This window comes from Streptomyces synnematoformans (assembly GCF_039531005.1).
Lineage (GTDB): Bacteria > Actinomycetota > Actinomycetes > Streptomycetales > Streptomycetaceae > Streptomyces > Streptomyces synnematoformans.
Genome location: NZ_BAAAPF010000042.1, coordinates 1 through 21,303 on the forward strand (window position 1 = coordinate 1; position 21,303 = coordinate 21,303).

The following is a 21,303-nucleotide window of genomic DNA, read 5'->3' on the forward strand; positions in this document are numbered from 1 at the left end:
CGGGGTGGCCGGGCGGGGCCGGGAGGCGGCCGGCGGACGGGCCCGGCCGCAGCTCGCCCGCCGGCGACCCCCGCGGGCGGGGACATGCCGCTGCCGGACCCTAGACTGGCATCGTGAGTGCCCGCGAAGAACCCGCAGGTCCCGACCCGGACGAGACCCACCGCAGCCCGGACGGCCCGGAGACCCCCGAGGACGCAGCCTTCGACGAGATCGTCGGCACCGAGACCGACCGCGACCCCGACCTGGCCGTCATCGAGGCCGGCAGCCGCACGCTGCGCACCCAGGCGGGTCCGCCCGCCGGGGACGGCGTGCCCGCGCCCCCGCAGGACCCCGAGGTGGCGCGCGCGCTGCGCGAGGCCGAGGCGGAGCTGCTGGCGCGCTGGCCGGAGACGCGGATCGACCCGTCGCTTGAGCGCATCGAGGCCCTGCTCGACATCCTCGGCGAGCCGCAGCGGGCCTACCCGTCGATCCATCTGACGGGCACGAACGGGAAGTCCTCCACCGCCCGCATGATCGAGGCGCTGCTGGTGGCGTGCGAGCTGCGTACGGGCCGCTTCACCAGCCCGCACCTGCAGTCGATCACGGAGCGGATCGGCATCGACGGCGCGCCGATCGACGCCGGGAGGTTCGTCGAGACGTACCGCGAACTGAAGCCGTACGCGGAGCTGGTCGACGCCCGGCAGGAGCACCCGCTGTCGTTCTTCGAGATGCTCACCGCGATGGCGTTCGCGGCGTTCGCCGAGGCCCCGGTGGACGTGGCGGTGGTCGAGGTCGGCCTCGGCGGCACGTGGGACAGCACGAACGTCATCGACGCCGCCGTCGCCGTCGTCACCCCCATCGCCGTGGACCACAGCCGGCTCCTCGGCGACACCCCCGGCGCCATCGCCGCGGACAAGGCGGGGATCGTGAAGAAGACCGCGACGTCCGCGGGCGGCGGCCCGGGCACCGTCGTGATCATGGCCCAGCAGCCCGTCGACGCCGCGCAGGTGCTGCTGAAGCGGGCGGTCGAGGTGGACGCGACGGTGGCCCGCGAGGGCATGGAGTTCGGCGTGCTGAGCCGGGAGGTCGCGGTCGGCGGGCAGCTGCTGACGCTGCGCGGCCTCGGCGGCGAGTACCCGGAGGTCTTCCTGCCGCTGCACGGCGAGCACATGGCGCACAACGCCGCGGTCGCGCTGGCGGCCGTCGAGGCGTTCTTCGGCGTCGGCTCCGAGCACGCCCGCAGCCTCGACGCCGACACCGTCCGGCGCGCGTTCGCCACCGTCACCTCGCCGGGCCGGCTGGAGGTCGTACGGACCTCGCCCACCGTCATCCTCGACGCCGCCCACAACCCGGCCGGCGCGCAGGCCACGGCGGCGGGCGTGCGGGAGGCGTTCGGCTTCAGCCGGCTCGTCGGCGTCGTCGGCACCAGCAAGGAGAAGGACGTGCGCGGCGTGCTGGAGGCGTTCGAGCCGATCTTCGCGGAGGTCGTCGTCACCCGGAACTCGACCACCCGCGCGATGGACCCGGACGAGCTGGCCGCCATCGCCGTCGAGGTCTTCGGCAGCGAGCGGGTGCAGGTCGAGCCGCGGCTCGACGACGCCCTGGAGGCCGCCATCACCCTGGCGGAGGAGGAGGACGAGTACGCCGGCGCCGGCGTGCTGGTCACGGGCTCCGTCATCACCGCCGGGGAGGCCCGGCTGCTGCTGGGCGCCCAGTAGCGGGCCGGTGCTGCTCGACGGCGCCCCCGGGGCGGCCGCTACCCTGACGGAGGAGGACGGGTACGCCGGTCCGGCGGGCGGTACCGGCCGCCGTTCCGTCACCACCGCTGGAACGAGGTAGAGGGGCGAGCATGCGCACGCTCTGTGCGAGCACGCTGATCGGCGAGATCATGGTCATCGGCCTGACGGGCCTCGTCGCGATGCGCCAGTCCGACCTGTCCGACGGCACGATCTGGGGGGTCAGCGGCGCCGCCATGGTGCTGTGCGTGCTGGTCTGCGGCATGCTCGGCCGCCCCGGCGCCGTGCACGTCGGCTGGGGGCTGCAGGTCGCGCTGATCGCGTCCGGCTTCGTGGTGCCGTCGATGTTCTTCCTGGGCGCGATCTTCGCCGGCCTGTGGTGGGCGTCGGTGCACTACGGGCGGATCGTCGACGTGGCCAAGGCCGCACGGGCCGCCGCCGAGAAGGCCGAGACCGCCGAGGAGACCGGCGGCGCCCCGGCGTAGCGCGGCGGAGACCGGGACCCGTGCGGGCGTCCGCCGGGAGCCCGGTAAGGTCGGACTCCCCCGAGTCAGCAACGCACCGCAGGAGCCGTACATGAGCCAGCGCACGCTCGTCCTCCTCAAGCCCGACGCGGTACGCCGCGGGCTGGTCGGCGAGATCATCGGCCGGATCGAGCGGAAGGCGGACTGGTCGATCGCCGCGCTCGAACTGCGCACCCTCGACCGGTCGGTCCTGGAGCAGCACTACGCCGAGCACGTCGGCCGGCCGTTCTACGAGCCCCTGGTCGAGTTCATGGCCTCCGGGCCCGTCGTCGCGCTCGTGGTCGAGGGCGAGCGGGTCATCGAGGGGGTCCGTGCGCTGGCCGGGCCCACCGACCCGCTCGCCGCCGCGCCCGGCAGCATCCGCGGCGACTTCGGCACCATCGTCCGGGAGAACCTGGTGCACGCCTCCGACTCGGAGGAATCCGCCGCCCGCGAGCTGAAGCTGTTCTTCCCTGACCTGGCCTGACGTCCACGCAGGTCGGCTGCGGGCCCGGCACCCCGGAGAGGCGACCGGACCACCCGGTCGCCTCTTGGCATGTGCAAGCGAAAACGGGGAAAGCGCCACCGACACGGTGCGGTATTGACTGCGACACCCTCGCTGCCTCCACGACCTCCCGAGACTACGATGGCCCCCACGGGCTGTAGCGTGTGCCGCCCCGCCCCGACCCCCGCCCGCCGTCATCTTGGAAGGCCAGACGTATCCCATGGCGAACAACATGAGTTTTTCGCCATGTGTGATCATTCTGCTGGCCGGGTGATCATCGTTTCATTTGTCGGCGTGTTCCCTTTGTTCCGACGTTAGTCGGAGTTGTATGTGCGCCACGCATCGCCGCGTGGCCCAAATCGGGCCCCGCGTACGTACGGAAAGGGAGTCCTGCAACCGATGCCTCGCACCCCAACGGTTCACCCTGCCGTGCTCGCATGGCATGACGCGCTGCACGAGCAGGGGAACTGCACAGAGAAATCTGCCACGACTATGGCCGGACACATCATGGCTATGGTCCGTCGGCTCGACGTCGAACCCACCGAACTCCCCACGAACGCGGTGCACTTGCACTTCCGGGGTCGTACCGTTTCCGCGAAAACCTGCAAGGTGTACGAGGATTCCCGGAAGGCATTCGCCCGCTGGCTCGACAACGGCGCGTCCATCTTCCGGGACGGCGGTCCGAAGCGCATCATCGAGTACGCCGACGAAGACGTTGCGGCGTTCCACAAGCGGCTGTGCACCTCCAAGTCGGAGACGACCGCGGACCGGTACGCACATCAGGTCGCGATGATCGCGCGGGAAGCGGGAAAGGCCGCACGGGACCTCACGGAAGATGACCTGTACGACCACATCCAAGACCGAGACGACAAGAACATGCGGTCACGTGGTCGCGCGCTCCGTGCCAACTCCGTGACCGCCAAGCTGTCCGCCATGCGCGCGTTCCTCAGGTTCATGCACCTGCCCGACATCACCCGGGACGTGCGCGAGGAAATCAACCTGGCCGGGCGCGATGAGGCACACACACCACCCATCCCGAAAGAGACGCTGAAGTTCCTCCTGGACTGCGCCCAGCTCGACGCACAAGACAGCGCGCGGGAGGTCGCAGAAACAGGGAAACGAGCGCGCACCATGCTGCTCCTCGGCTCCACCAGCGGACTCCGCATCCATGAAATCCTTCTCATCGGACGGGAATCTCTCGTCTGGCGTGATGGCGTCGCCTATCTGGAACTCAACAAGACAAAATCCGGGCGACGGCTTCCGTCCGTGTATCAGCGGGCTTCCGCTCAGGTCGTGGCGGACCTGACGGAGAACTACCGCCGCAAAGAAGCGGTATGCCCCTCTGACTGGACGCCGAGGAAGGCCGCAGAATGGCTCGTCGCGTTCGCCATAAAGCATGGCGTCACCGGGCTGCGCAGCCACATGCTGCGGGCAAGATTCGGCACAAGCCTGTACCGGGAGACCGGAAAAGACATCATCGCCGTGAAAATCTACATGCGGCACAAGGACATCGGGACCACACAACGGTACGTCGTCATAGAGGAAGACGACCCGGCCCACGACGTCGCATTCAGTCTCGGGTCCGACTGGACTGCCACGCCTCCCCGTGAGGTCACACCACCCACCTCCATTCCCGCCCCGACCAGGCCGCAGGAGAGCCTGACGACCGCCACAGCGCCACGGAAAGGCACGCGCAGTCAACGTGTGCCCATAGCACCAAGCGGCACCGCCTGAGGCTAGCGAGCGACAGGGGTACTCCACTGGTGTACTGAGACCCGGCCGGGAGCAACCTTTCCCGGTGTGTCTCCGCGAATGTGGCATAGTCCCTGGCGCGAGGCATCGGTTGCGACAGGGAGTGACCGATCCGGCACGGCCCCCCGGCGCGGATATCGTCGGGGGGCCGTGTTTTGCGCCCCGCACGGGGCTAGGGCGCACCGGCCACCCGCGAACGCGTGGACTGGGTTCGAGGGTGGGCATCTCTTCTACGCGCCTTTACGTGCCCTTGGCAACCAATGCGCACCCCGTCGTCATATGCCGTGGCGCTATGCGAGAAAAGCCACCCCGCGCCACTCACCCTCGGTGATATCCCGCACCGATCATCCGGACATCGCATGGAACACACGTCCGTCCGTCGCATGACTGAATCCCTGATTCGCGGCCGGTGCCGACGCATACTCGGAATCGGCCCCCTCGAAAGGAACCGCCATGGCTGGAAGGAAGCCCAAGTGCCCGCACGTGCGAAAGAGCTACCACGGGGCAGCTAACGAGCGGGCAGAAATTTGGATCTGTCGAGACTGCGGCCGCAGACTAGTCAAGGTCGTGAATGCGCCAGGAACCGCACCGCTGGGGGCAGAGCGATGACCGCCGTCGTCATTCTGGCCGCGGTGGCCGTGTGGCTTGTGGCTCTCGTCGCTGCCGCCGCTATCGGGTACATCGCCATTCTGGCCGCGCGGCGTATCGACTCGGCGTGCTGGAACGAGAGCACCGCGGGGGCCGTGCCGGACCCCCGGCACGGCGAGTGAGGAGCGGCATGGAAGAGCAGGAAAGGCCGAAGGGTATTCAGCGGTGTGCGTGCTGCCGGAGGATCCGCGGCGGGTATCACAAGATGTCGTGTGTCTACACCTACAGCGCCGAGGCAGCGAAGCGGCAGGAATGGGTGACCGTCGAGCCGGCGGAAAGTGACCGGCCCGAAAGTGAGGAGTGACATGGAACTGGACCTAAGCGGATACGTAGCGGTGAAGCCCGGGGCGGGGTGGCGGATTCGACAGCTCAGCCGAGAAGGTGTGTGGGAGCAGTGGGAGCCGCTTATCGGGTGGGTCGTCGACGAGTGCGGGGAGACTCGTCCTCTGGTGATCGTGCGGATGGGTAGCCGCCTGATGCTGGCGATTCCGCCCGCGGACCGGTATCAGATTCAGCAGGAGCTGGATTTCACGGTGGGGCACGTCCCGGGAGCGCGGGAGGATTCGGCGGCGGCATGAGCAGTGCATTGCGGCCCGGAGGGTCGTCACGGAAGTGGCGGGTCCTCCGGGCCGTGGTGCTGTCTGAGGAACCGGTATGCCGCTGGTGTCAGAATGCACCCACCACCCACGTGGACCACATCATTCCCCGGGCGCGCGGTGGGGATGACCGGCGGGAGAATCTGTGTGGCGCGTGCGGACCCTGCAATCTGGCCCGGGGTGACGGAATGCCGGTGGCGCCGCCTTCCGCGGATTGGTGAAAGGCAGGGGTCATAATCGGGCTGTGACAGATACGCCTACGGTCCGCGCGATGGATGCTGATTCGGCTGCTGCCCTATCCGGAGCGCTGGCCGCATTCGCGACGGGAGGAGGCTCGTACGTGCTGGTGAGAATTGAGCGGATCCGGCAGGAAGCGGAGACGGAGCGGCAGCGCAGACAGCACGCACACGAAATCCATCTTGAGAATCTGCGGCACGCTCACGCTCTGGAACTCGAAAGGGAAAGCCGCGAGGGTGATTCGTGATGCCGGTGGGGGTCAGCGAAAAGGCGGGGGAGGGGTGCGGTCGGAAACGGCCGGGTGGGGGTGGCGGGGGCAGCCGGGGCCGGGCCGGGCACGTCGACCAGGAGCACGACATCCGGCCCGGTCCGGCCAGGGGCCCGCGCGGGCGAGCTGCACGCTGCGGGCCGCGTCCGCTCTCGCGTGCTGCGCTGCGCCAGGGGGCGGCTGGGGGGCCGGGTGCCCGGCCCCGGACCGGGAGGCACCTGGGGCGCCACCGTGGCGCGTCGGCGGTGCGCGCGGCGGGCCCGCCCGATCGCGTCGCGCGGCGACGGCGCGTGTTTTTGATCACCGGGAGTCTGCGGACACCCCGCGCCCCCTGTTCTCTCTCCCCGCCGGGGGGTGGGGGGCCCGCCCGCGGGGCCGCTGGAGACGCTGAGAGGGGCCGCACATGGCTGCCAGAGGGGCACGGGCCCCACGGGGCACCGGCGGGCCGCACACGGCCGCTGAGCGCCGCGTAGGGGGCCGGGGGGCGGGCCGGGTCGAGACCGGGGTTACGCGCGCCATCCGGGCCGCCCGGGAGGGGGCGGCGGCGGACCCTCGCCTAGCGGGTCTGGAATCGCTCGCGCGGACCCTGGCGGCCGGGGTGGATATCGCCGCGGACCAGCCGTACGCACTCGCCCAGCTCTCCCCGCGTCTCCTCGATGTGCTGGAGACGCTGATGCTGATTCCCCGGACTACGCACTCAGATGCGCTGACGCAGCTTCTCGCGGATATCGCCACACCGACCGTGCCGGATGATGAGGAATAGGCGCGGGATCCCGCCCGTACTCGCCACGCCCCGGGATCCGCGGGCCCCCACCTACGGGCCCGCTGTCGGGAAACTGGCCGCTTCCATGGGCACCCCGTACATGCCGTGGCAAACGCAGGTGGTGAATACCGCGCTCGAAGTCGGACCAGACCGCCGGCTGAAATATCCCCTGATCGTGGTGACGGTTCCGAGGCAGTCCGGGAAGACAACGCTACTGGCGGCCGTTTTCGCACACGCGATGCTCACCAGATCCCGAGCACGATGCTGGCTCACCGCACAGAAGCGTGAGGACGCACGCGACACCTGGGGGGAGCTGTCGACGCTCATTGAAGCGTCGCCCGTGCAAGAGATCACACGGCGTCGCAATGCCAACGGGCAGGAACAGCTTTCGGTGCCGCTGCTGGGATCGACGCTGCGCCCATTTCACGCGGGGGATGAGCGGGCACTGCACGGAAAGCAATCGGACAAGGTGCTGTGCGATGAGGCATTCGCATTCACGCGGGAACAGGGCCGAGCGATTCTGCAAGCGGTGGTGCCGACACAGGCGACGCGGCCGGATGCTCAGACCTGGATTGTGAGTACGGCGGGTACCGCGGCTAGTACATGGCTCTGGGACTACGTGCGTGACGCCCGTGAACGCCTGGCGACCCCGGGAGGCGATACCGGGCGCATGGCGTTCTTCGAGTGGGGCATTCCCGCGGACACCGAGGATCTGACGGACCTGGACGTGTACGAAGCACATCACCCAGCACTCGGGCACACCATCGGGCGAGAGGCGTTGGAAACGGCCGCTGAGCTGCTGTCTCCGGCCGAGTTCGCGCGGGCATACGGAAACTTCTGGACGCAGACGGAATCCTGGGCGGTGGCACCGGCACTGTGGGACGGGGCGCGAACCGCGGTTCCCCTGGATATGACGGGTCCGCTGTCGTTCGCTGCTGAGGTATCGGCGGACCGGAAATCGGCGGTCATCGTGGTGGCCGGACAGCGCAGCGACGGCCGGGGACACGCCGTGGAAATCGTAGACTTTCGGACTGGCATTGCGTGGGTGGCGCCGCGGATTCTGGAACTGGCAGAGCGCTGGAACCCGGCCGCGGTGGTAGTAGACTCGGGGTCCCCGGCTGGCACCGTGTACCGCAAATTGTCAGAGCAACGTGATATAAGGCTGCCGCTGCCGGACGTCACGGCCGGAACCCTGGTAGACGCCCAAACCGAATTCCTCGACGGGCTGGTCTCGGGAGCCTACGCGCACCGGTCGAATAAGCGGCTGGACGCCGCGGTGCGGGCGGCTACGACACGCCTCCTGCGGGAAACGTCGGTGTTCTCTCGATTGGTCGCCGAGGACGGCACGACGCCCGCGCCGCTACTGGCCGCCATGCTGGCCTTCTATGGGCTCTCACATCCTCCTGCGACACTCCCGGCGGAACTGTTCGCTGCACCGTGAGCCGTGCCGTTACCCGCCGCGCAATACGCATAGTCGTATATTGCCGCTATGGGGCTTTCCGACATTCTGCGGCTCCGGCGCAATACGAGTGCTGTGACAGCGGCGGGAGAGATCGACATCGGTCGAACGGTCACGCCTCCTGAGGGGAACATTGCCCCCGCTCTCGTCTCGCAAATGGAAGCGGGGATGTCCAACCCGCTCGCCTTTCAGGCAATGGGCGGCTGTCTCACCCGAGACATCGCCCTGGCCGTTCCCGCGGTACGCCGCGGCGTGCGGGTCATCACCACCGCTATCGCGCAGATGCCGCTCACCCGGTGGCGAGGAATGGAACGACTCGACTCCGGCCCCTATCTCCAACAGCCGGAGACATCGCGCACCTACGTGACCACTCTCACTCTCACCGTCGAAGACCTGATCATGCACCCGCATGCGTGGTGGATGGTGGTGCGACGGGACCCGGCGGGATATCCGCTCACCGTGCGTCGGCTCGAACCGGAGCTGGTGACGGTGGAGACGGAGTACGCCACCGGGGAAGTGCTCCGACAATTCGTGGCGTATCGGGGCCGGGAAGTGCCGCAGCGGGACCTGATCCGCTTTGACGGCCCGGACCGCGGCATTCTGAAACTTGGGATTGTCGAGATCCTGACCGCGCTGAGGCTGGAGATGGCGGCACGGCTGTATGCGGATCCGGAAGTTCCCTCGGGATATTGGAAGAATCAGGGCGAATACCCCATGAAGCGGGGGGAGATCACCGCATTCATGGACGAATGGCGGGCCGCGCGGACCCGGGGGTCCTCAGCTTTCGCGAACGGCAATGTGGACTGGGTGAGCGTGTTTATGCAGCCGGACCAGCTACAGCTTGTGCAGGGCAGAGAGGAAGCAAGCGCGCAGATTGCCCGACTGCTGAACTTGCCCGCCCGCTACGCGAACGCCAAAAGCGGCGACTCAATGACGTACTCGACGATCGCGACGGAGCACCGGGACCTCTACGACATGACCTTGCGGTCCTACATGCTGCCCATCGCTCAACGGCTGTCGATGCCGGACACCAACGGCACGCCGAGGGGGCAGAGCATCGCATTCGACCCGGATGGCTTCCTGCGGAGCGAGCCGAGGGACCGCGCGGAAATTGGAGAAATCCTGATCCGCTCCGGTCAGAGCACAGCCGCCGAACAGCGCCAGGAGCAAGGCAAGGCGCCGATTCCAGAAAGCCCGGACACAGCCGAGGAGGAACCGGCCAATGCCGCGTGAGGTAATCAGGGTCCAGCATTCCGCTATTGCAGCCGGCGGATCGAATGAGCGCCGGACAATCTCCGGGACGCTGGCCACCTACGGTCAGCTTGTCCACCCGTACGGCCCGTGGTATTCCGTCCGGCTTGCTCCGGGGGCACTGCACACCCCACGGGAACTGTCTGGGGTGAAACTGCTCGATTCCCATGACGAGCGCGTCATTATCGGCTCTCTGGCGGAGCTGGACGACGACGGCGGCACGGCCCGGGGCGTCTTCCGGGTGGCGAGCACGTCCGCCGCATCCGACGTGCTGACCCTCGTAGCCGAGGGGCACGTAGACGGCCTGAGTGTGGGTTACCGCGTGCTCGACGGCCGGGACGTCATCGAAGACGAACGAGAGATTTTCGAAGTGACCGCTGCCGAACTGTTCGAAGTCTCCGTAGTCGGGTGGCCCGCCGATTCGACGGCACGTATCGGAGAAGTCACACAGACCGAGAAGAAAGCAGAGAACGCAATGCCCGTAGAGACTCCGGCCGCACCTGAGACAGCCACCGAGACGGTTACCCGCGCGGAACTGGAAACGGCCGTAACGCACGCAGTGAACACCGCCCTGGCGGGACAGCCTCCCGCCCCGGCCGTTGATGTGCTGGAGGGGGCCCAGACGACCGCCAGGGCGACCGGGAGCAGCCCGGCCGGGCAACCGGTGGTCCGCACCGCCGACGGCCGCGTCATCGCCGTACAGGCCAGGGACAGAGCGCGCGGCCCCTACCCGGGCGTCTGGACCCCGGACGGCCGGTTCATCACCGCTGGTGACTACCTGGCAGCGTGGGCCCGCGCGGTCGGTCCCGAAGGGGACACCGGCGAATTCGCGAACATCCGCGCCGCACTCGCCGACGAGATCACCACCGACGTTCCCGGACTGCTGCCCACTTCCATCATTGGTGAACTCCTCGGCCGCCCGTCCGGCCGTCGACGGCTGTGGGATTCGCTGTCAGCTAAGGACATGCCTATGGTCGGTGAGAAGTTCTCTCGGCCGAAGCTGACGCAGAATACGGTTGTCGACTCTCAGGCCGCGCAGAAGACAGAAGTAGCCTCGCAGAAGATGACCGTCACTCTCGAAGACGTACAGAAGACGACGCTCGCGGGCGCACTCGATATCGCCTATCAGGTGATTGACTGGACCTCTCCCGCATTTCTCAACGAGGTCGTGCGAAATTTCGTTGCGGTCTACATGGCACGGACGGACCTGCTTGCGGCAACGAATCTGAACACCGCGGCGACCGGCGGTCCGGTTGCGTGGGATGGTACGGCGGAGGGTCTGAATACCGCACTGGCAACGGCGGCCGGGCTCGTGTACGAGTCCATCCCCACCGGTGCGGATGCCATCCCGAATACCGTCTGGATCTCCACGGACGTATGGGTGCGCCTAGCCGGGCTGACCGACACCACGGGCCGCCCGCTCCTGCCGTACCTCGCTCCGTCGAATGCATCGGGACAGCTCGACGTTTCGGACCCTGAAAGCGGCGTGACGAACTCCCCGTTCCGTTGGGTGATTTCGAAGAACTTGCCGGATCTCACGATGATTGTGGGGGATGCGGAACTCACCGAGAGATACGAGAACGGGCGCCGATTCCTTCAGGCCGAACGGCCGGACGTTCTCGGCCGGGATCTCGCGTACATGGGTTACGTCGCCACCTACTTCCCGTACCCGGCATCACTGGTGCGGATTACGGTTCCGGCACCGGCCGCGGCGGCTGCACGGTCGGCCAAGTAACGGGGCCGGAAATGGCTACGTCAGTCACGAGGGATGCGGTAGCGGCGCACATGGGAATGTCTGTGCCGCCCGCTCCCGATACCGTAGACGGACGACATCTCGACGCCTCGGTGAATGCGGTGAATGCGGTCCTGCCGGACTTCGCGCATGACCTTGAAGGATTGCCCATCGGGGCGGAATGGCCAGCTCATGTATTGCTGGCCGGAATCATGCTCGGCGCGCGGCTGTACGCGCGGCGTAACAGCCCTACCGGGGTCGCAACGTTCAATGACCTTGGTGCGCAGTACGTCAGCCGGTGGGACCCCGATATTGAGCGGTTGCTGCGCATTGGTGCTTGGGAACCGCCGAGGGTGGGCGGATAGATGACTCAACTCATCACCGATGCCATGGAACAACTCGCGGACTCTCTCCGGACGGCGCTGCCGAAACGGCGGATTGTGACCGATCCGCGGAATGTGACAGCGCCGTGCGTGCTGGTCAATCCGCCGACCATTCAGGACCCGCAAACGCTCTGTGGCGGATTCCGCTATCAGTTCGAGGTTCTGGTAATCGGGCTGGCAGGCGCCGGCGCCGAATTGCCGGTCCTTGCAGAACTCCTCGCGGAAGTCCTCGACGTGCTGCCCGTCACGCTGGCCGAACCGGTCCCCGTGGAAATCGGACCCGCGTCGGGCACAGATCCTAATCAGGCATACCGGCTGACAACAAACTGGATGGAGTGAAAGCCATGGCTGCCAGCCTCCACAGACGGGGGGTCTTTGAACTCTCCCTTGACGGCACCACATACACGGCATACAGCTGCGCCCCAACGGCCGTCGTGCTCACCCCGGAAGCGGGGGACACTCCCGATCCCGTCGAGCCGCTGTGCGGGGATCTGTTGACCGGAGAACCGGGCCCGACGAGTTGGAACATGAACCTCACCTCCCTTATGAACTGGGAGTCGACGGATTCAGCAACCAGTTCCCTCGTTCTCTGGGCCCTGGAGAACGACGGAGCGACCGCCTACTACCGCTGGCAGCCCGGCCCCACAAGCAAGATTTTCTCCGGACAGGTCCGGGTGGTAGCTATTCCAATTGGTGGAGATGTCGGCGGCGAATACCCGACACAAGAGGTTGAGTGGCCCATGGTCGCCAAGCCCGTCACCACCGATCCGCCGACGCCGTTCACGGTTACCGCTGAGGCATCCGCCCCGGGGCCCGACAAGGCGCCCCAGGACGGATAGGCGGCCGGTATGGCGCGCGGACAAACCGTTGTCGCGGTCGAGGGCGGGCGGGAGCTGCGGCGACGCCTGAGAGACATTGACGGCGGCCTAGAGGACCTGAAGACGCAACACCGATGGGTCGCCCGGTACGTCACACAAGCCGCACTTCCCGGCACGCCGCGCCGCACGGGACGGCTGGCATCCACGGGTCGCGCTTCTGGCACCAAAACGGCTTCCATTGTCAGATTCGGCCGCGCGTCCGTGCCCTATGCGGGGCCCATTCACTACGGCTGGCCCGCCCGCCACATTCCCGCTCATCCATGGGTCATCGATGCTGCACAACGTACGGAACCTGTCTGGCGCGGACATTTCGAGGACTCCATTCGCACGCTCGTCGAGAGGACACCCGGGTCATGAACAGCCAACCACCCCCGCCGCCGAACCGCCCAAATCCGCCGTCGTTCGGCTGGTACACCAACCCGCGAGAGCTGACCAATGGCGAAATCGACACGATCAAGCGACGGCTCAAGGTCTCCGAAATCGGTGACGCAGACGGCCCGTCATTCCTGGCCCTGGTCGCGGTCGCTTTCGCACGGCGCGAGGATCCCGCACGGTATTCCTGGGAATGTGCAGCCGACATCCCGATTTCCGAACTTCCGGTGCCGGAAGCTGCTCCAGACGAAAAGGAACTCGCAGGATTCGAGGAGCGGGCCGCAGAGGCGGCAATTCTCGGAACGGATCAGCCGGCGGACCCCGCCTAGCCGGAGAGGTCGGGGCCCGCGTCATGCTGGCCCGCGCATGGCGTATCTCTCCGGCGGCTCTGAGGGAATGCACTCTGGCGGAAACGACAGCCATGCATGCGCTGATTGCGGCCGAAATCCGGCAGCGGCAGGCCGAGGAACGGCACCACAGGAGGTGACATAACCCCATGGCGGGACGACCGGCGAACCTTACTATCAGGGTCACTTCCGATTCGCGCCAGGCGCAGCGGGACATGGAACGGATGCCCGGCCGGGTCTCGGGAATGATGAATTCTCTCAAACAGGCCGGGCCCGCTGCCGCAGCGGCAGCCGGGGCCGCCATCGGTGCCGCACTCGTTAGCGCCATCAATGAGGCCCTTGAACAACGGCGCATTACCGCCACCCTAGGCGCCCAACTCGGCGCCACACCGAAACAGGCGAAACGCTACGGTGAACTCGCCGGGGACCTTCTCGCCAAGGGAATCACGACGGATTTCCAGCAAGCCGCGGACTCCATTGGTGATGTGATGCGCGCGGGACTTCTCGACCCCACCGCGACCGACAAGCAAATCCGCACCATGGCAACCCGCGTGTCAGACCTGGCGAACACCTTCGGTCAGGAGTCCTCGCAGATCGCACGCGCTGTTTCCCGGATGCTCAAAACGGGGATGGCTGATTCCGCGGACGAGGCATTCGACATCCTGACTCGCGGATTTCAAACCGGCGGGAACGCTGCTGATGATCTCCTGGACACGTTCTCTGAGTACTCGACCCAGTTTCGGAAGCTGGGTCTAGACGGCGCGGACGCTATGGGGCTCATTACACAGGGTCTCAAGGGTGGTGCCCGTGACGCCGATATCGTGGCGGACGCCGTTAAGGAATTCGCTATTCGCGCGGTCGACGGGTCCGAAGAAACGAGGCGGGGATTCGAGGCAATCGGTCTGAGTGCCGACGAGATGGCGAAGAAGTTCGGGGCGGGCGGGGAAACCGCGAAACGCGCTCTTGACGACACCATCGACCGACTACGCGCCATGAAAGACCCGGTTGACCAATCTCGCACCGCGGTCGACCTGTTTGGTGGGCAGGCGGAGGATCTCGGCGCCGCACTTTTCGCGCTCGATCCGTCCAAAGCTGTCAAGTCGCTTGGGAAAGTCGGCGGCTCCGCCGACCGTATGGGAAAGACACTCAGAAGCGGGCAGACGGACCTCCAACAGCTCTATCGGCGGCTCAAACAGGAACTTGTCGAATCCATCAATAAGCACGCCGTTCCAGCGCTCACCCGGTTCGGTCGGTGGGTCAACCGAAATCGCGATTCCCTCGTGAAGATCGTTGCGTTCGTCAACTCCCGGTTCATTGTCGCCTGGAATCTGATCAAAGCGGTTTCTGACCAGGTGTCCGGGGCGTACCGGAGAAACGAGAAGGAACTTCGTCCGTTGACAAACGCCTTGAAATCGGCGTGGCGGATCGTGTCGAGAAACCTTATTCCGATCTTGTCGAAACTGGGTCGTAAGGTCGGGACACTCATCGGTGTCTACATCGCCGGTTTCATCAGTGCTATTGCCGCGGCAGTGCGGTTCATCTCGTGGTTCGTGGACTGGATCAAATCCGCCGTCGACTGGCTTGCCGAACTTGGACGATGGCTCAGCAGGATTAAACCGCCCGGCTGGCTTTCCGATCTTGCCGGGACTATCGGCGGAATCTTCTCCGCCTCCCCGTTCTCCGCCCCGGATAACGGGGACGGCGTCCGCGCACTCACCGCAACGGAAACCCGCGCGCTCAGTGTCCCGGCAATGACAGCAGCGCTTAGGCGACCGACTCCCGTCGTTCATGTCTATATCGACGGACAGCAAATCTCTGGCATGGTTCAGCGGACCGTTTCCGGCGCACTCAGAAACGAGGGAATCCGGCGGCGCGCGGGATCGAGGTACACCTAATGGCAACGTGGCAACGCATCTTCTCGACGGACTTCACCGCGGCAGGAACCTGGGAGTCCGTTGACCCGTCGACGGGGGCCGTCGACGGCCCCGTGGAAATCGTCTCGGACGGCTCCGACAGCGCAGCGATCGCCCGGACCGCTAAGATCCTTCGCGCCGGGCAGGGATCCCAGATTCAGGTCACCGAAACCAGTCTGTACCGCGTACGGACCCGACTGCGGACGCTGACCCCGCCCACGGGCGTGATTCCACGGGCGTCAGCGGGATTCTCCGGCGTCGCGAGCGACGGCACGACCACTATCAACCAAACCGGTGCCGCAGCGCCTACAGGGCAGGCGTACGCCTGTTGCAGAGATCAGCCCATCACGACCGAGTACACCACCTATACCGGATACGTCATGGGAACCGCGGCCCCTGCCGACACCGGCCCGGCAAACGACATCGCTGCCCCGATGAGCCTGCATCCTGCTGTGTTCTACGTCCGGCCCCATGCGTACATGCTGCCAGATGCTACAGGTGGGGAAATGCTCCTCACCACCGTGACCGTAGATGAGGTGCCGTCAGCCGCCCGGCGTGCGCGCCTACAGACGGCGTCTGGCGCATTTCCCACGTGGACCGAAATCCTGGAATGGCCCGAGGAACAATACGATAGAGACAATGCGGTACTCGCCATCCACCGAAATCCCGCGCCGGTCGTCGTATTTGATTCGCTACGCTACCCCAGCAGCACCATTTCCCTGCTGACACGCACCGAAGAGGACTATATTCAGATGGAGTCGGTCCTGTCGCAAGATGAACGCTTGATCCTCGTTCCCGAATGCCCTGCCGTAGCACTCGGACCGGCTGTCACCTTCGTACTGCTCTCGACTGTCAGGGAACGCTTCACCGGCCGTGCCGGCGACTGGCGCCGGATCTGGAACTGTTCAATTCAGGTGGTGGCAGATGCGTAGCGTCCCGGAGTGGTGGACCGATGCCATCCGTACCAGCCACCAAGTCCGTACGAGGGTAATGGCCTATCGTGGCGGCGGTGTCGGCCAGGTTGAAGTGCCGATCACCGAGGGAACTGTGACCTTCGATGCGACTGCCGAGGAAGAACGACGCTGCCAATTCACAGTTCCTCGGTTCGACGAAACCGGCTTTGACTGGCAGCCCGGACGCGACCGACTACACCCACTGGCGCCATACGGGCAGAGCGTGTATATCTCGAACGGCATGTTCAATCCGGCCGTTTCCGGTCAGTTCCACGTGTGTCACATGGGTCATTACCTGATTACTAATGTGGAATCTGACTCTCAGACTGTGCAAGTCACTGGCGCGGACTTCTGGCGCAAACTGAAAGAGCAGAACATTCAGGGGTCGCCAATCGACGGATTTGGACCTTCGCATACCTACCAGTCCGCGCTATTCCGGCTCACGTGGGTGGGTCTACAGAACACTTTTACGGATGACGTGCAGATCATCGCGCCGGACTTTAGTGCCATGTCGAGTAATCCTCGACTGTCGCAGTACGTGGCAACGCCTTTCATGAGTGACCGCACGGAGCCTATCAAGACACTGGCCGACGCATGGGGGGCGCGCGTTTATGTCAACGACGTGGCAGACCTCGCATTTGTGCCGAAGGTCCTGGAGCCGAGTAGTACGCCCGTGTTCACCTTTCGGGGAGGTGTGAATGGATCACTTCTGCGGCGTGTCCGTACGCAGGATCGGGACGGCGTATACAACTGGATCATCGCGCAAGGTAAAGATCCCTCGACTGGTGCGAATACCTACTACGGGCGGTTGTTCACCGAGAGTGGCGCACTCGATATCCGGGGCCCGCACGGGTGGGTGTCGCAGTATTTCGAAACCGGCCAGTTCGCAACGGTAGATGATGCGATCCGGACAGTTAATGATCTCTGGGCAGCCTCCATGCTCCGCGGTTTCACCGAGACCATTACCGCGGTCCCGAACCCGGCACTACAGCTATACGACACAGTGAGAGTAATTGGCGACGACGGAACACCAAACGACATGATCGTGCTGGCACTCGACATCCCGCTAACCGCATCGAGCAACGGCGGCGAAATGCGGGTCGTCGTCGGCGAGCGAGTCGACAGCACATCGGCCGCCGCTATCAAGAAGGCAGGCATCGGAAATGCCTACACTGGCTCAGACTCTCAACGATGAATCCCAGCCGGCGGATACCCGGATCTCCGCGCTTTCCTCTGGCTCCACCAGCACGACGATTCAAACGACGGACGGGACGATGGTGAACGCTATCGGCGTCACGCCAACTACCGGCCGGGTGATTTCCGTCCGTATCGGTGGGCTCAGGTATGCAATCGGTTGGATTCGTTCCTGAGAATGGTCCGGTTATAGGTGGCGAGCATAGGTGCGGTATACCGGTCAATGCCTGGACTGCCAATTGGGTACCAGTCCCACCCCCGGCACTTGGTTGGCTCCATGAGCGTAGGTTCTCCGGTCCATGATTGCGCGGAGAACCACCAACCTCGGTATCCGCGGCCATCGCTTGCCCCGTGCACAATTTGCCCAACCCGGCGGAGGTCTCTAATCGATACTTCGACGCCTGTTTCTTCGCGCAATTCCCGCACTGCTGCTTGCTCTGGGGTCTCGCTCTTTTCAATGCCGCCGCCGGGGGCGGACAATACCCATCCTTCATGCGGGTATTGCTCGCCCAATAGAACTCGTCCGTCCCCTCGGACAAGGATTACCGCTGCATACTCAACCAACGGTTGCACCTTCGGACTTCCTTCCACTGGTCTTGACCTGGGGTGATGTGCGGCCCCGGGTTAGCGGGTACGGTCCTGGCATGGAGAGGGCACCCATGAGAGAGAACGGTAGCCGTGACGACCTGATCGACCGGCTAGAGGAGTTGGGCGTTGGGAACTACTTCCTTGCGCGCGACCGGCAGGCGTGGGCCTGCTTCGACGGGGCGGAGACTCTCCGCCAGGGGGCGGAGCACGTCCGGGTGGGGCACACGCACTACGTGGTGGAGTCGGGGGACGGTAGCGACCAACTACCTGACACACGCACCTAGTCCGCGGTACGTTGTGTGTCGTAGGTCACGTAGCAAGAACGGTGATCTACGGCCAAACAGACACAGAGACTCGAACAGGACATCTGAATATGACCCAAGCGGACCGCACTTACGTGCGGGGAAGGTCGCTTGATCCGACAGCCCCTCGGGCAGCCGGTGAAGACGATCTTCCCCACCAGAGGAATCTTCCCGAGCTACCGGGGGGTTGGACGTGCTTCAAGTCCGAACCCTGGTTGCCCATGAAAGGGCCCGTCGTGGAAGGGCACTACTACGCGACAGCCCCGTACCTGGCGTGGGATCTCCGGGACGAGTTCAAGCACCTTGACCTTGCCAAACAGCTCATGCAGATGGTGAGCGCTGAGACTCCCGAAGCACTCGTGCAGAAGGTGGAGGAACAGATCGCGATTCACGACACGTGCTGTTTCCACCGCTACACGCACAAGAAGTAGGCCCGCCGGGCTCGGAGCATGGGCCCTGCGGCGACAGAGCGGCCCCCGCCTGATGTTCAGGCGGGGGCCGCTCACTCTTGGGCCCCTGACCTGGGCACTCCGCGGGCGGCCGGGCCAGGCAGCGGCCCCGCCGTTGCGCTGTCCGGGCAAGATCCTGCGGGTACGCCGTGCGGGTCACCTCCGCATGTGGACGTCTGGTCGGTAGGGTTACATGGAGCGCACGCACACAGAGGGATCTACGGCCGCTGTGACCAGCAAGGATGTCGGTACAGGTGAGTAACAGTATGTCTTTTTCGCCATACGGAACCCCACCTGACGCCCCGTCCTGGTCTGTTGCCCATGGCGGCCCGTGCGCGTCGGCGGTGAAAGTGGCCCGTGACCAGCAGGGATGGCGAACAAGGTGAGTAACAGTATGAGCTTCATCGGCCGTGACATGGCCGTCGACCTTGGGACCGCCAACACGCTGGTGTACGTCAGAGGCCGGGGCATCGTGCTGAACGAGCCGTCGGTCGTGGCCATCAACACCAACACCGGCGGGATTCTCGCGGTCGGCGCCGAGGCGAAGAAGATGATCGGCCGGACCCCGGGCAACATCGTCGCGGTGCGCCCGCTGAAGGACGGCGTCATCGCCGACTTCGAGATCACCGAGCGGATGCTGCGCTACTTCATCCTGAAGATCCACAAGCGCCGGTACCTCGCCCGCCCGCGCGTCGTGGTCTGCGTGCCGTCGGGCATCACCGGGGTCGAGCGCCGCGCGGTCATCGAAGCCTCGACCCAGGCGGGCGCCCGTCAGGTGCACATCATCGAGGAGCCGATGGCCGCGGCCATCGGCTCCGGGCTCCCGGTGCACGAGGCGACGGGGAACATGGTCGTGGACATCGGCGGCGGCACCACCGAGGTCGCGGTGATCTCCCTCGGCGGCATCGTCACCGCGCAGTCCATCCGGGTGGCCGGGGACGAGTTGGACAACGCGATCATCCAGCACATCAAGAAGGAGTACAGCCTCCTGCTCGGCGAGCGCACCGCCGAGATGATCAAGATCACCATCGGCTCGGCGTACGACTCCGACCGGGACGAGCACACCGAGATCCGCGGCCGTGACCTGGTCAGTGGGTTGCCCAAGACCGTCGTGATCTCCTCCGCCGAGGTGCGCAAGGCCATGGAGGAGCCGCTCAACGCGATCGTCGACGCGGTCAAGACGACGCTCGACAAGTGCCCGCCGGAGCTGTCCGGCGACATCATGGACCGCGGCATCGTGCTCACCGGGGGCGGCGCGCTGCTGGCCGGCCTCGACGAGCGGCTGCGGCACGAGACGGGGATGCCGATCCACCTCGCCGAGGAGCCGCTCGACTCCGTCGCGCTCGGCTCCGGCAAGTGCGTCGAGGAGTTCGAGGCGCTGCAGCAGGTTCTGGACGCGCAGCCCCGCCGCTAGGCCCCAAAGTCCGCACCCCGTCGCCGGGACACCCAGGAAGGCCGTTCGGAAGCACGTGAGGGACACACGAGAGAGCCGGGTCCTGCTCCTGCTGCTCATCACCATCTCGTTCGCGCTGATCACGGTCGACATCCGGGGCGGGGACGACTCTCCCCTGGACGCCACGAAGCGGGGGGCCGCGACGGCCCTGGGCCCCGTCGAGGACGGCGTCGCCACGGTGGTCGACCCGGTGGGCAACGCGATCGAGGCGGTGCGCGAGTCGGGGGACAGGCACGACCGGATCGCCGAACTGGAGCGGCAGAACGCCGAGCTGAAGCAGCGGCTGGGCAGCGACGACCGCAACCGCGCCCGCGCCGCGGAGCTGGACAAGATCCTCAAGACCGCCGGCGCCGGCCGGTACGGCATCAAGGGCGCCCAGGTCATCGCCATAGGAGCGGCCCAGGGCCTGTCCTGGACCGTGACCATCGACGCCGGCTCCCGCGACGGCCTGGAGCGGGACATGACCGTACTCAACGGCGACGGCCTCGTCGGCCGGGTCACCACCGTGGGCCCGTCCACCGCCACCGTGCTGCTCGCCAACGACCCGGAGTTCACCGTCGGCACCCGGCTGGAGAAGACCAGCGAGCTGGGCTTCGCCACCGGCCAGGGCGACCGGCCCATGAAGGTGGAACTGCTCAACGGCAAGCTGAAGGTGGCGAAGGGGGACCGGCTGGTGACCTTCGGCTCCAGCGGCTCCCGGCCGTTCGTGCCGGGCGTGCCGATAGGGGTCGTCTCGTCGGTCGAGCCGGTCGGCGACGTCACCCGCACCGTGTACGTCGAGCCGTTCGCCTCGTTCACCCGGCTCGACATCGTCGGCGTCGTCGTCCAGCCGCCCCGCGACGACCCGCGCGACAAGGTCCTGCCGCCCGCGCCCAAGGCGACGCCGACGCCCACCGTCACCGTCACGGTCACCCCCGGCGCGGAGGGCGAGGCGGCGGGAGCGGGCGCCGGGGCGGACGCCGGTGCCGGGGATCCGGCGGTGGAGAACCCCGCCGACCCCGCCGGAGGGGACCCCGCAGCCGGAGAGGACGGGAACTGACCG

Annotated in this window: 24 protein-coding genes; 23 read left to right on the plus strand and 1 reads right to left on the minus strand. The window is 66.1% G+C overall.

Going from position 1 to position 21,303, the window contains the following annotated elements; genetic code table 11:
* Positions 1-113: 113 nt before the first annotated feature.
* The 19 genes from folC to ABD317_RS10255 all read left to right on the plus strand — a co-directional run bounded on the left by folC (position 114) and on the right by ABD317_RS10255 (position 17,470).
* Positions 114-1,697 carry a bifunctional tetrahydrofolate synthase/dihydrofolate synthase gene (gene folC / locus ABD317_RS10170; RefSeq protein WP_344289470.1) on the plus strand — a complete coding sequence of 528 codons (1,584 nt, stop codon included), beginning with the start codon at positions 114-116 and terminating at the stop codon, positions 1,695-1,697.
* 131 nt (positions 1,698-1,828) lie between these two features.
* On the plus strand, positions 1,829-2,200 hold the full coding sequence (locus ABD317_RS10175; RefSeq protein ID WP_027753393.1) for a DUF4233 domain-containing protein: 372 nt from the start codon (positions 1,829-1,831) through the stop codon (positions 2,198-2,200).
* A 91-nt stretch (positions 2,201-2,291) separates the two neighbouring features.
* Positions 2,292-2,705, plus strand: coding sequence for a nucleoside-diphosphate kinase (ndk, locus tag ABD317_RS10180; protein ID WP_027753392.1), 414 nt, complete (start codon positions 2,292-2,294; stop codon positions 2,703-2,705).
* 510 nt (positions 2,706-3,215) lie between these two features.
* The gene (locus tag ABD317_RS10185) at positions 3,216-4,457 is read left to right on the plus strand and encodes a tyrosine-type recombinase/integrase (RefSeq protein WP_344289471.1); all 1,242 of its coding nucleotides are present in this window, start codon (positions 3,216-3,218) and stop codon (positions 4,455-4,457) included.
* A gap of 623 nt (positions 4,458-5,080) precedes the next feature.
* The gene (locus ABD317_RS10190; RefSeq protein WP_344289472.1) at positions 5,081-5,245 is read left to right on the plus strand and encodes a hypothetical protein; all 165 of its coding nucleotides are present in this window, start codon (positions 5,081-5,083) and stop codon (positions 5,243-5,245) included.
* Between the two features lie 183 nt (positions 5,246-5,428).
* Positions 5,429-5,701 carry a hypothetical protein gene (locus ABD317_RS10195; protein WP_344289473.1) on the plus strand — a complete coding sequence of 91 codons (273 nt, stop codon included), beginning with the start codon at positions 5,429-5,431 and terminating at the stop codon, positions 5,699-5,701.
* A complete protein-coding gene (locus ABD317_RS37800; RefSeq protein ID WP_425582326.1) occupies positions 5,698-5,940 on the plus strand; it encodes an HNH endonuclease in 243 nt (80 codons plus the stop codon). The genes ABD317_RS10195 and ABD317_RS37800 overlap by 4 nt, the downstream gene beginning before the upstream one ends.
* Positions 5,941-5,990: 50 nt before the next feature.
* Positions 5,991-6,203 carry a hypothetical protein gene (locus ABD317_RS10200; RefSeq protein WP_344289474.1) on the plus strand — a complete coding sequence of 71 codons (213 nt, stop codon included), beginning with the start codon at positions 5,991-5,993 and terminating at the stop codon, positions 6,201-6,203.
* Positions 6,204-6,822: 619 nt separating this feature from the next.
* Positions 6,823-6,987, plus strand: coding sequence for a hypothetical protein (locus ABD317_RS10205; protein WP_344289475.1), 165 nt, complete (start codon positions 6,823-6,825; stop codon positions 6,985-6,987).
* Positions 6,988-7,072: 85 nt separating this feature from the next.
* Positions 7,073-8,428 (plus strand): phage terminase large subunit family protein, encoded by a 1,356-nt coding sequence (locus tag ABD317_RS10210; RefSeq protein ID WP_344289476.1) that lies wholly within the window; start codon positions 7,073-7,075, stop codon positions 8,426-8,428.
* Between the two features lie 48 nt (positions 8,429-8,476).
* Entirely contained in the window at positions 8,477-9,679 is a 1,203-nt protein-coding gene (locus ABD317_RS10215) for a phage portal protein (RefSeq protein ID WP_344289477.1), read from the plus strand.
* Entirely contained in the window at positions 9,669-11,432 is a 1,764-nt protein-coding gene (locus ABD317_RS10220; RefSeq protein WP_344289478.1) for an HK97 family phage prohead protease, read from the plus strand. The genes ABD317_RS10215 and ABD317_RS10220 overlap by 11 nt, the downstream gene beginning before the upstream one ends.
* A gap of 11 nt (positions 11,433-11,443) precedes the next feature.
* Positions 11,444-11,794: a hypothetical protein gene (locus tag ABD317_RS10225; RefSeq protein ID WP_344289479.1), complete on the plus strand. Its 351-nt coding sequence runs from the start codon at positions 11,444-11,446 to the stop codon at positions 11,792-11,794.
* Positions 11,795-12,151: a hypothetical protein gene (locus tag ABD317_RS10230; RefSeq protein ID WP_344289480.1), complete on the plus strand. Its 357-nt coding sequence runs from the start codon at positions 11,795-11,797 to the stop codon at positions 12,149-12,151.
* A gap of 5 nt (positions 12,152-12,156) precedes the next feature.
* The gene (locus ABD317_RS10235) at positions 12,157-12,651 is read left to right on the plus strand and encodes a hypothetical protein (protein WP_344289481.1); all 495 of its coding nucleotides are present in this window, start codon (positions 12,157-12,159) and stop codon (positions 12,649-12,651) included.
* 392 nt (positions 12,652-13,043) lie between these two features.
* Positions 13,044-13,391, plus strand: coding sequence for a hypothetical protein (locus tag ABD317_RS10240; RefSeq protein WP_344289482.1), 348 nt, complete (start codon positions 13,044-13,046; stop codon positions 13,389-13,391).
* A gap of 233 nt (positions 13,392-13,624) precedes the next feature.
* Positions 13,625-15,304 (plus strand): phage tail tape measure protein, encoded by a 1,680-nt coding sequence (locus ABD317_RS10245; RefSeq protein WP_344289483.1) that lies wholly within the window; start codon positions 13,625-13,627, stop codon positions 15,302-15,304.
* Positions 15,304-16,254 carry a hypothetical protein gene (locus tag ABD317_RS10250; RefSeq protein ID WP_344289484.1) on the plus strand — a complete coding sequence of 317 codons (951 nt, stop codon included), beginning with the start codon at positions 15,304-15,306 and terminating at the stop codon, positions 16,252-16,254. Before ABD317_RS10245 ends, ABD317_RS10250 begins: the two co-directional genes overlap by 1 nt.
* Entirely contained in the window at positions 16,247-17,470 is a 1,224-nt protein-coding gene (locus tag ABD317_RS10255; protein ID WP_344289485.1) for a hypothetical protein, read from the plus strand. Before ABD317_RS10250 ends, ABD317_RS10255 begins: the two co-directional genes overlap by 8 nt.
* A 143-nt stretch (positions 17,471-17,613) precedes the next feature.
* Here ABD317_RS10255 and ABD317_RS37805 read toward each other — a convergent pair whose 3' ends face one another.
* Positions 17,614-18,060 (minus strand): NUDIX domain-containing protein, encoded by a 447-nt coding sequence (locus ABD317_RS37805; protein WP_425582327.1) that lies wholly within the window; start codon positions 18,058-18,060, stop codon positions 17,614-17,616.
* A gap of 53 nt (positions 18,061-18,113) precedes the next feature.
* Between ABD317_RS37805 and ABD317_RS10260 the strand changes: the two genes are divergently transcribed.
* The 4 genes from ABD317_RS10260 (at position 18,114) to mreC (ending at position 21,300) form a co-directional block, all read left to right on the plus strand.
* Positions 18,114-18,341: a hypothetical protein gene (locus ABD317_RS10260; RefSeq protein ID WP_344289486.1), complete on the plus strand. Its 228-nt coding sequence runs from the start codon at positions 18,114-18,116 to the stop codon at positions 18,339-18,341.
* Positions 18,342-18,430: 89 nt separating this feature from the next.
* The gene (locus tag ABD317_RS10265; RefSeq protein ID WP_344289487.1) at positions 18,431-18,790 is read left to right on the plus strand and encodes a hypothetical protein; all 360 of its coding nucleotides are present in this window, start codon (positions 18,431-18,433) and stop codon (positions 18,788-18,790) included.
* A gap of 412 nt (positions 18,791-19,202) precedes the next feature.
* The gene (locus ABD317_RS10270) at positions 19,203-20,222 is read left to right on the plus strand and encodes a rod shape-determining protein MreB (protein ID WP_027753391.1); all 1,020 of its coding nucleotides are present in this window, start codon (positions 19,203-19,205) and stop codon (positions 20,220-20,222) included.
* Between the two features lie 55 nt (positions 20,223-20,277).
* Positions 20,278-21,300 (plus strand): rod shape-determining protein MreC, encoded by a 1,023-nt coding sequence (gene mreC / locus ABD317_RS10275; RefSeq protein ID WP_344289488.1) that lies wholly within the window; start codon positions 20,278-20,280, stop codon positions 21,298-21,300.
* Positions 21,301-21,303 lie beyond the last annotated feature (3 nt).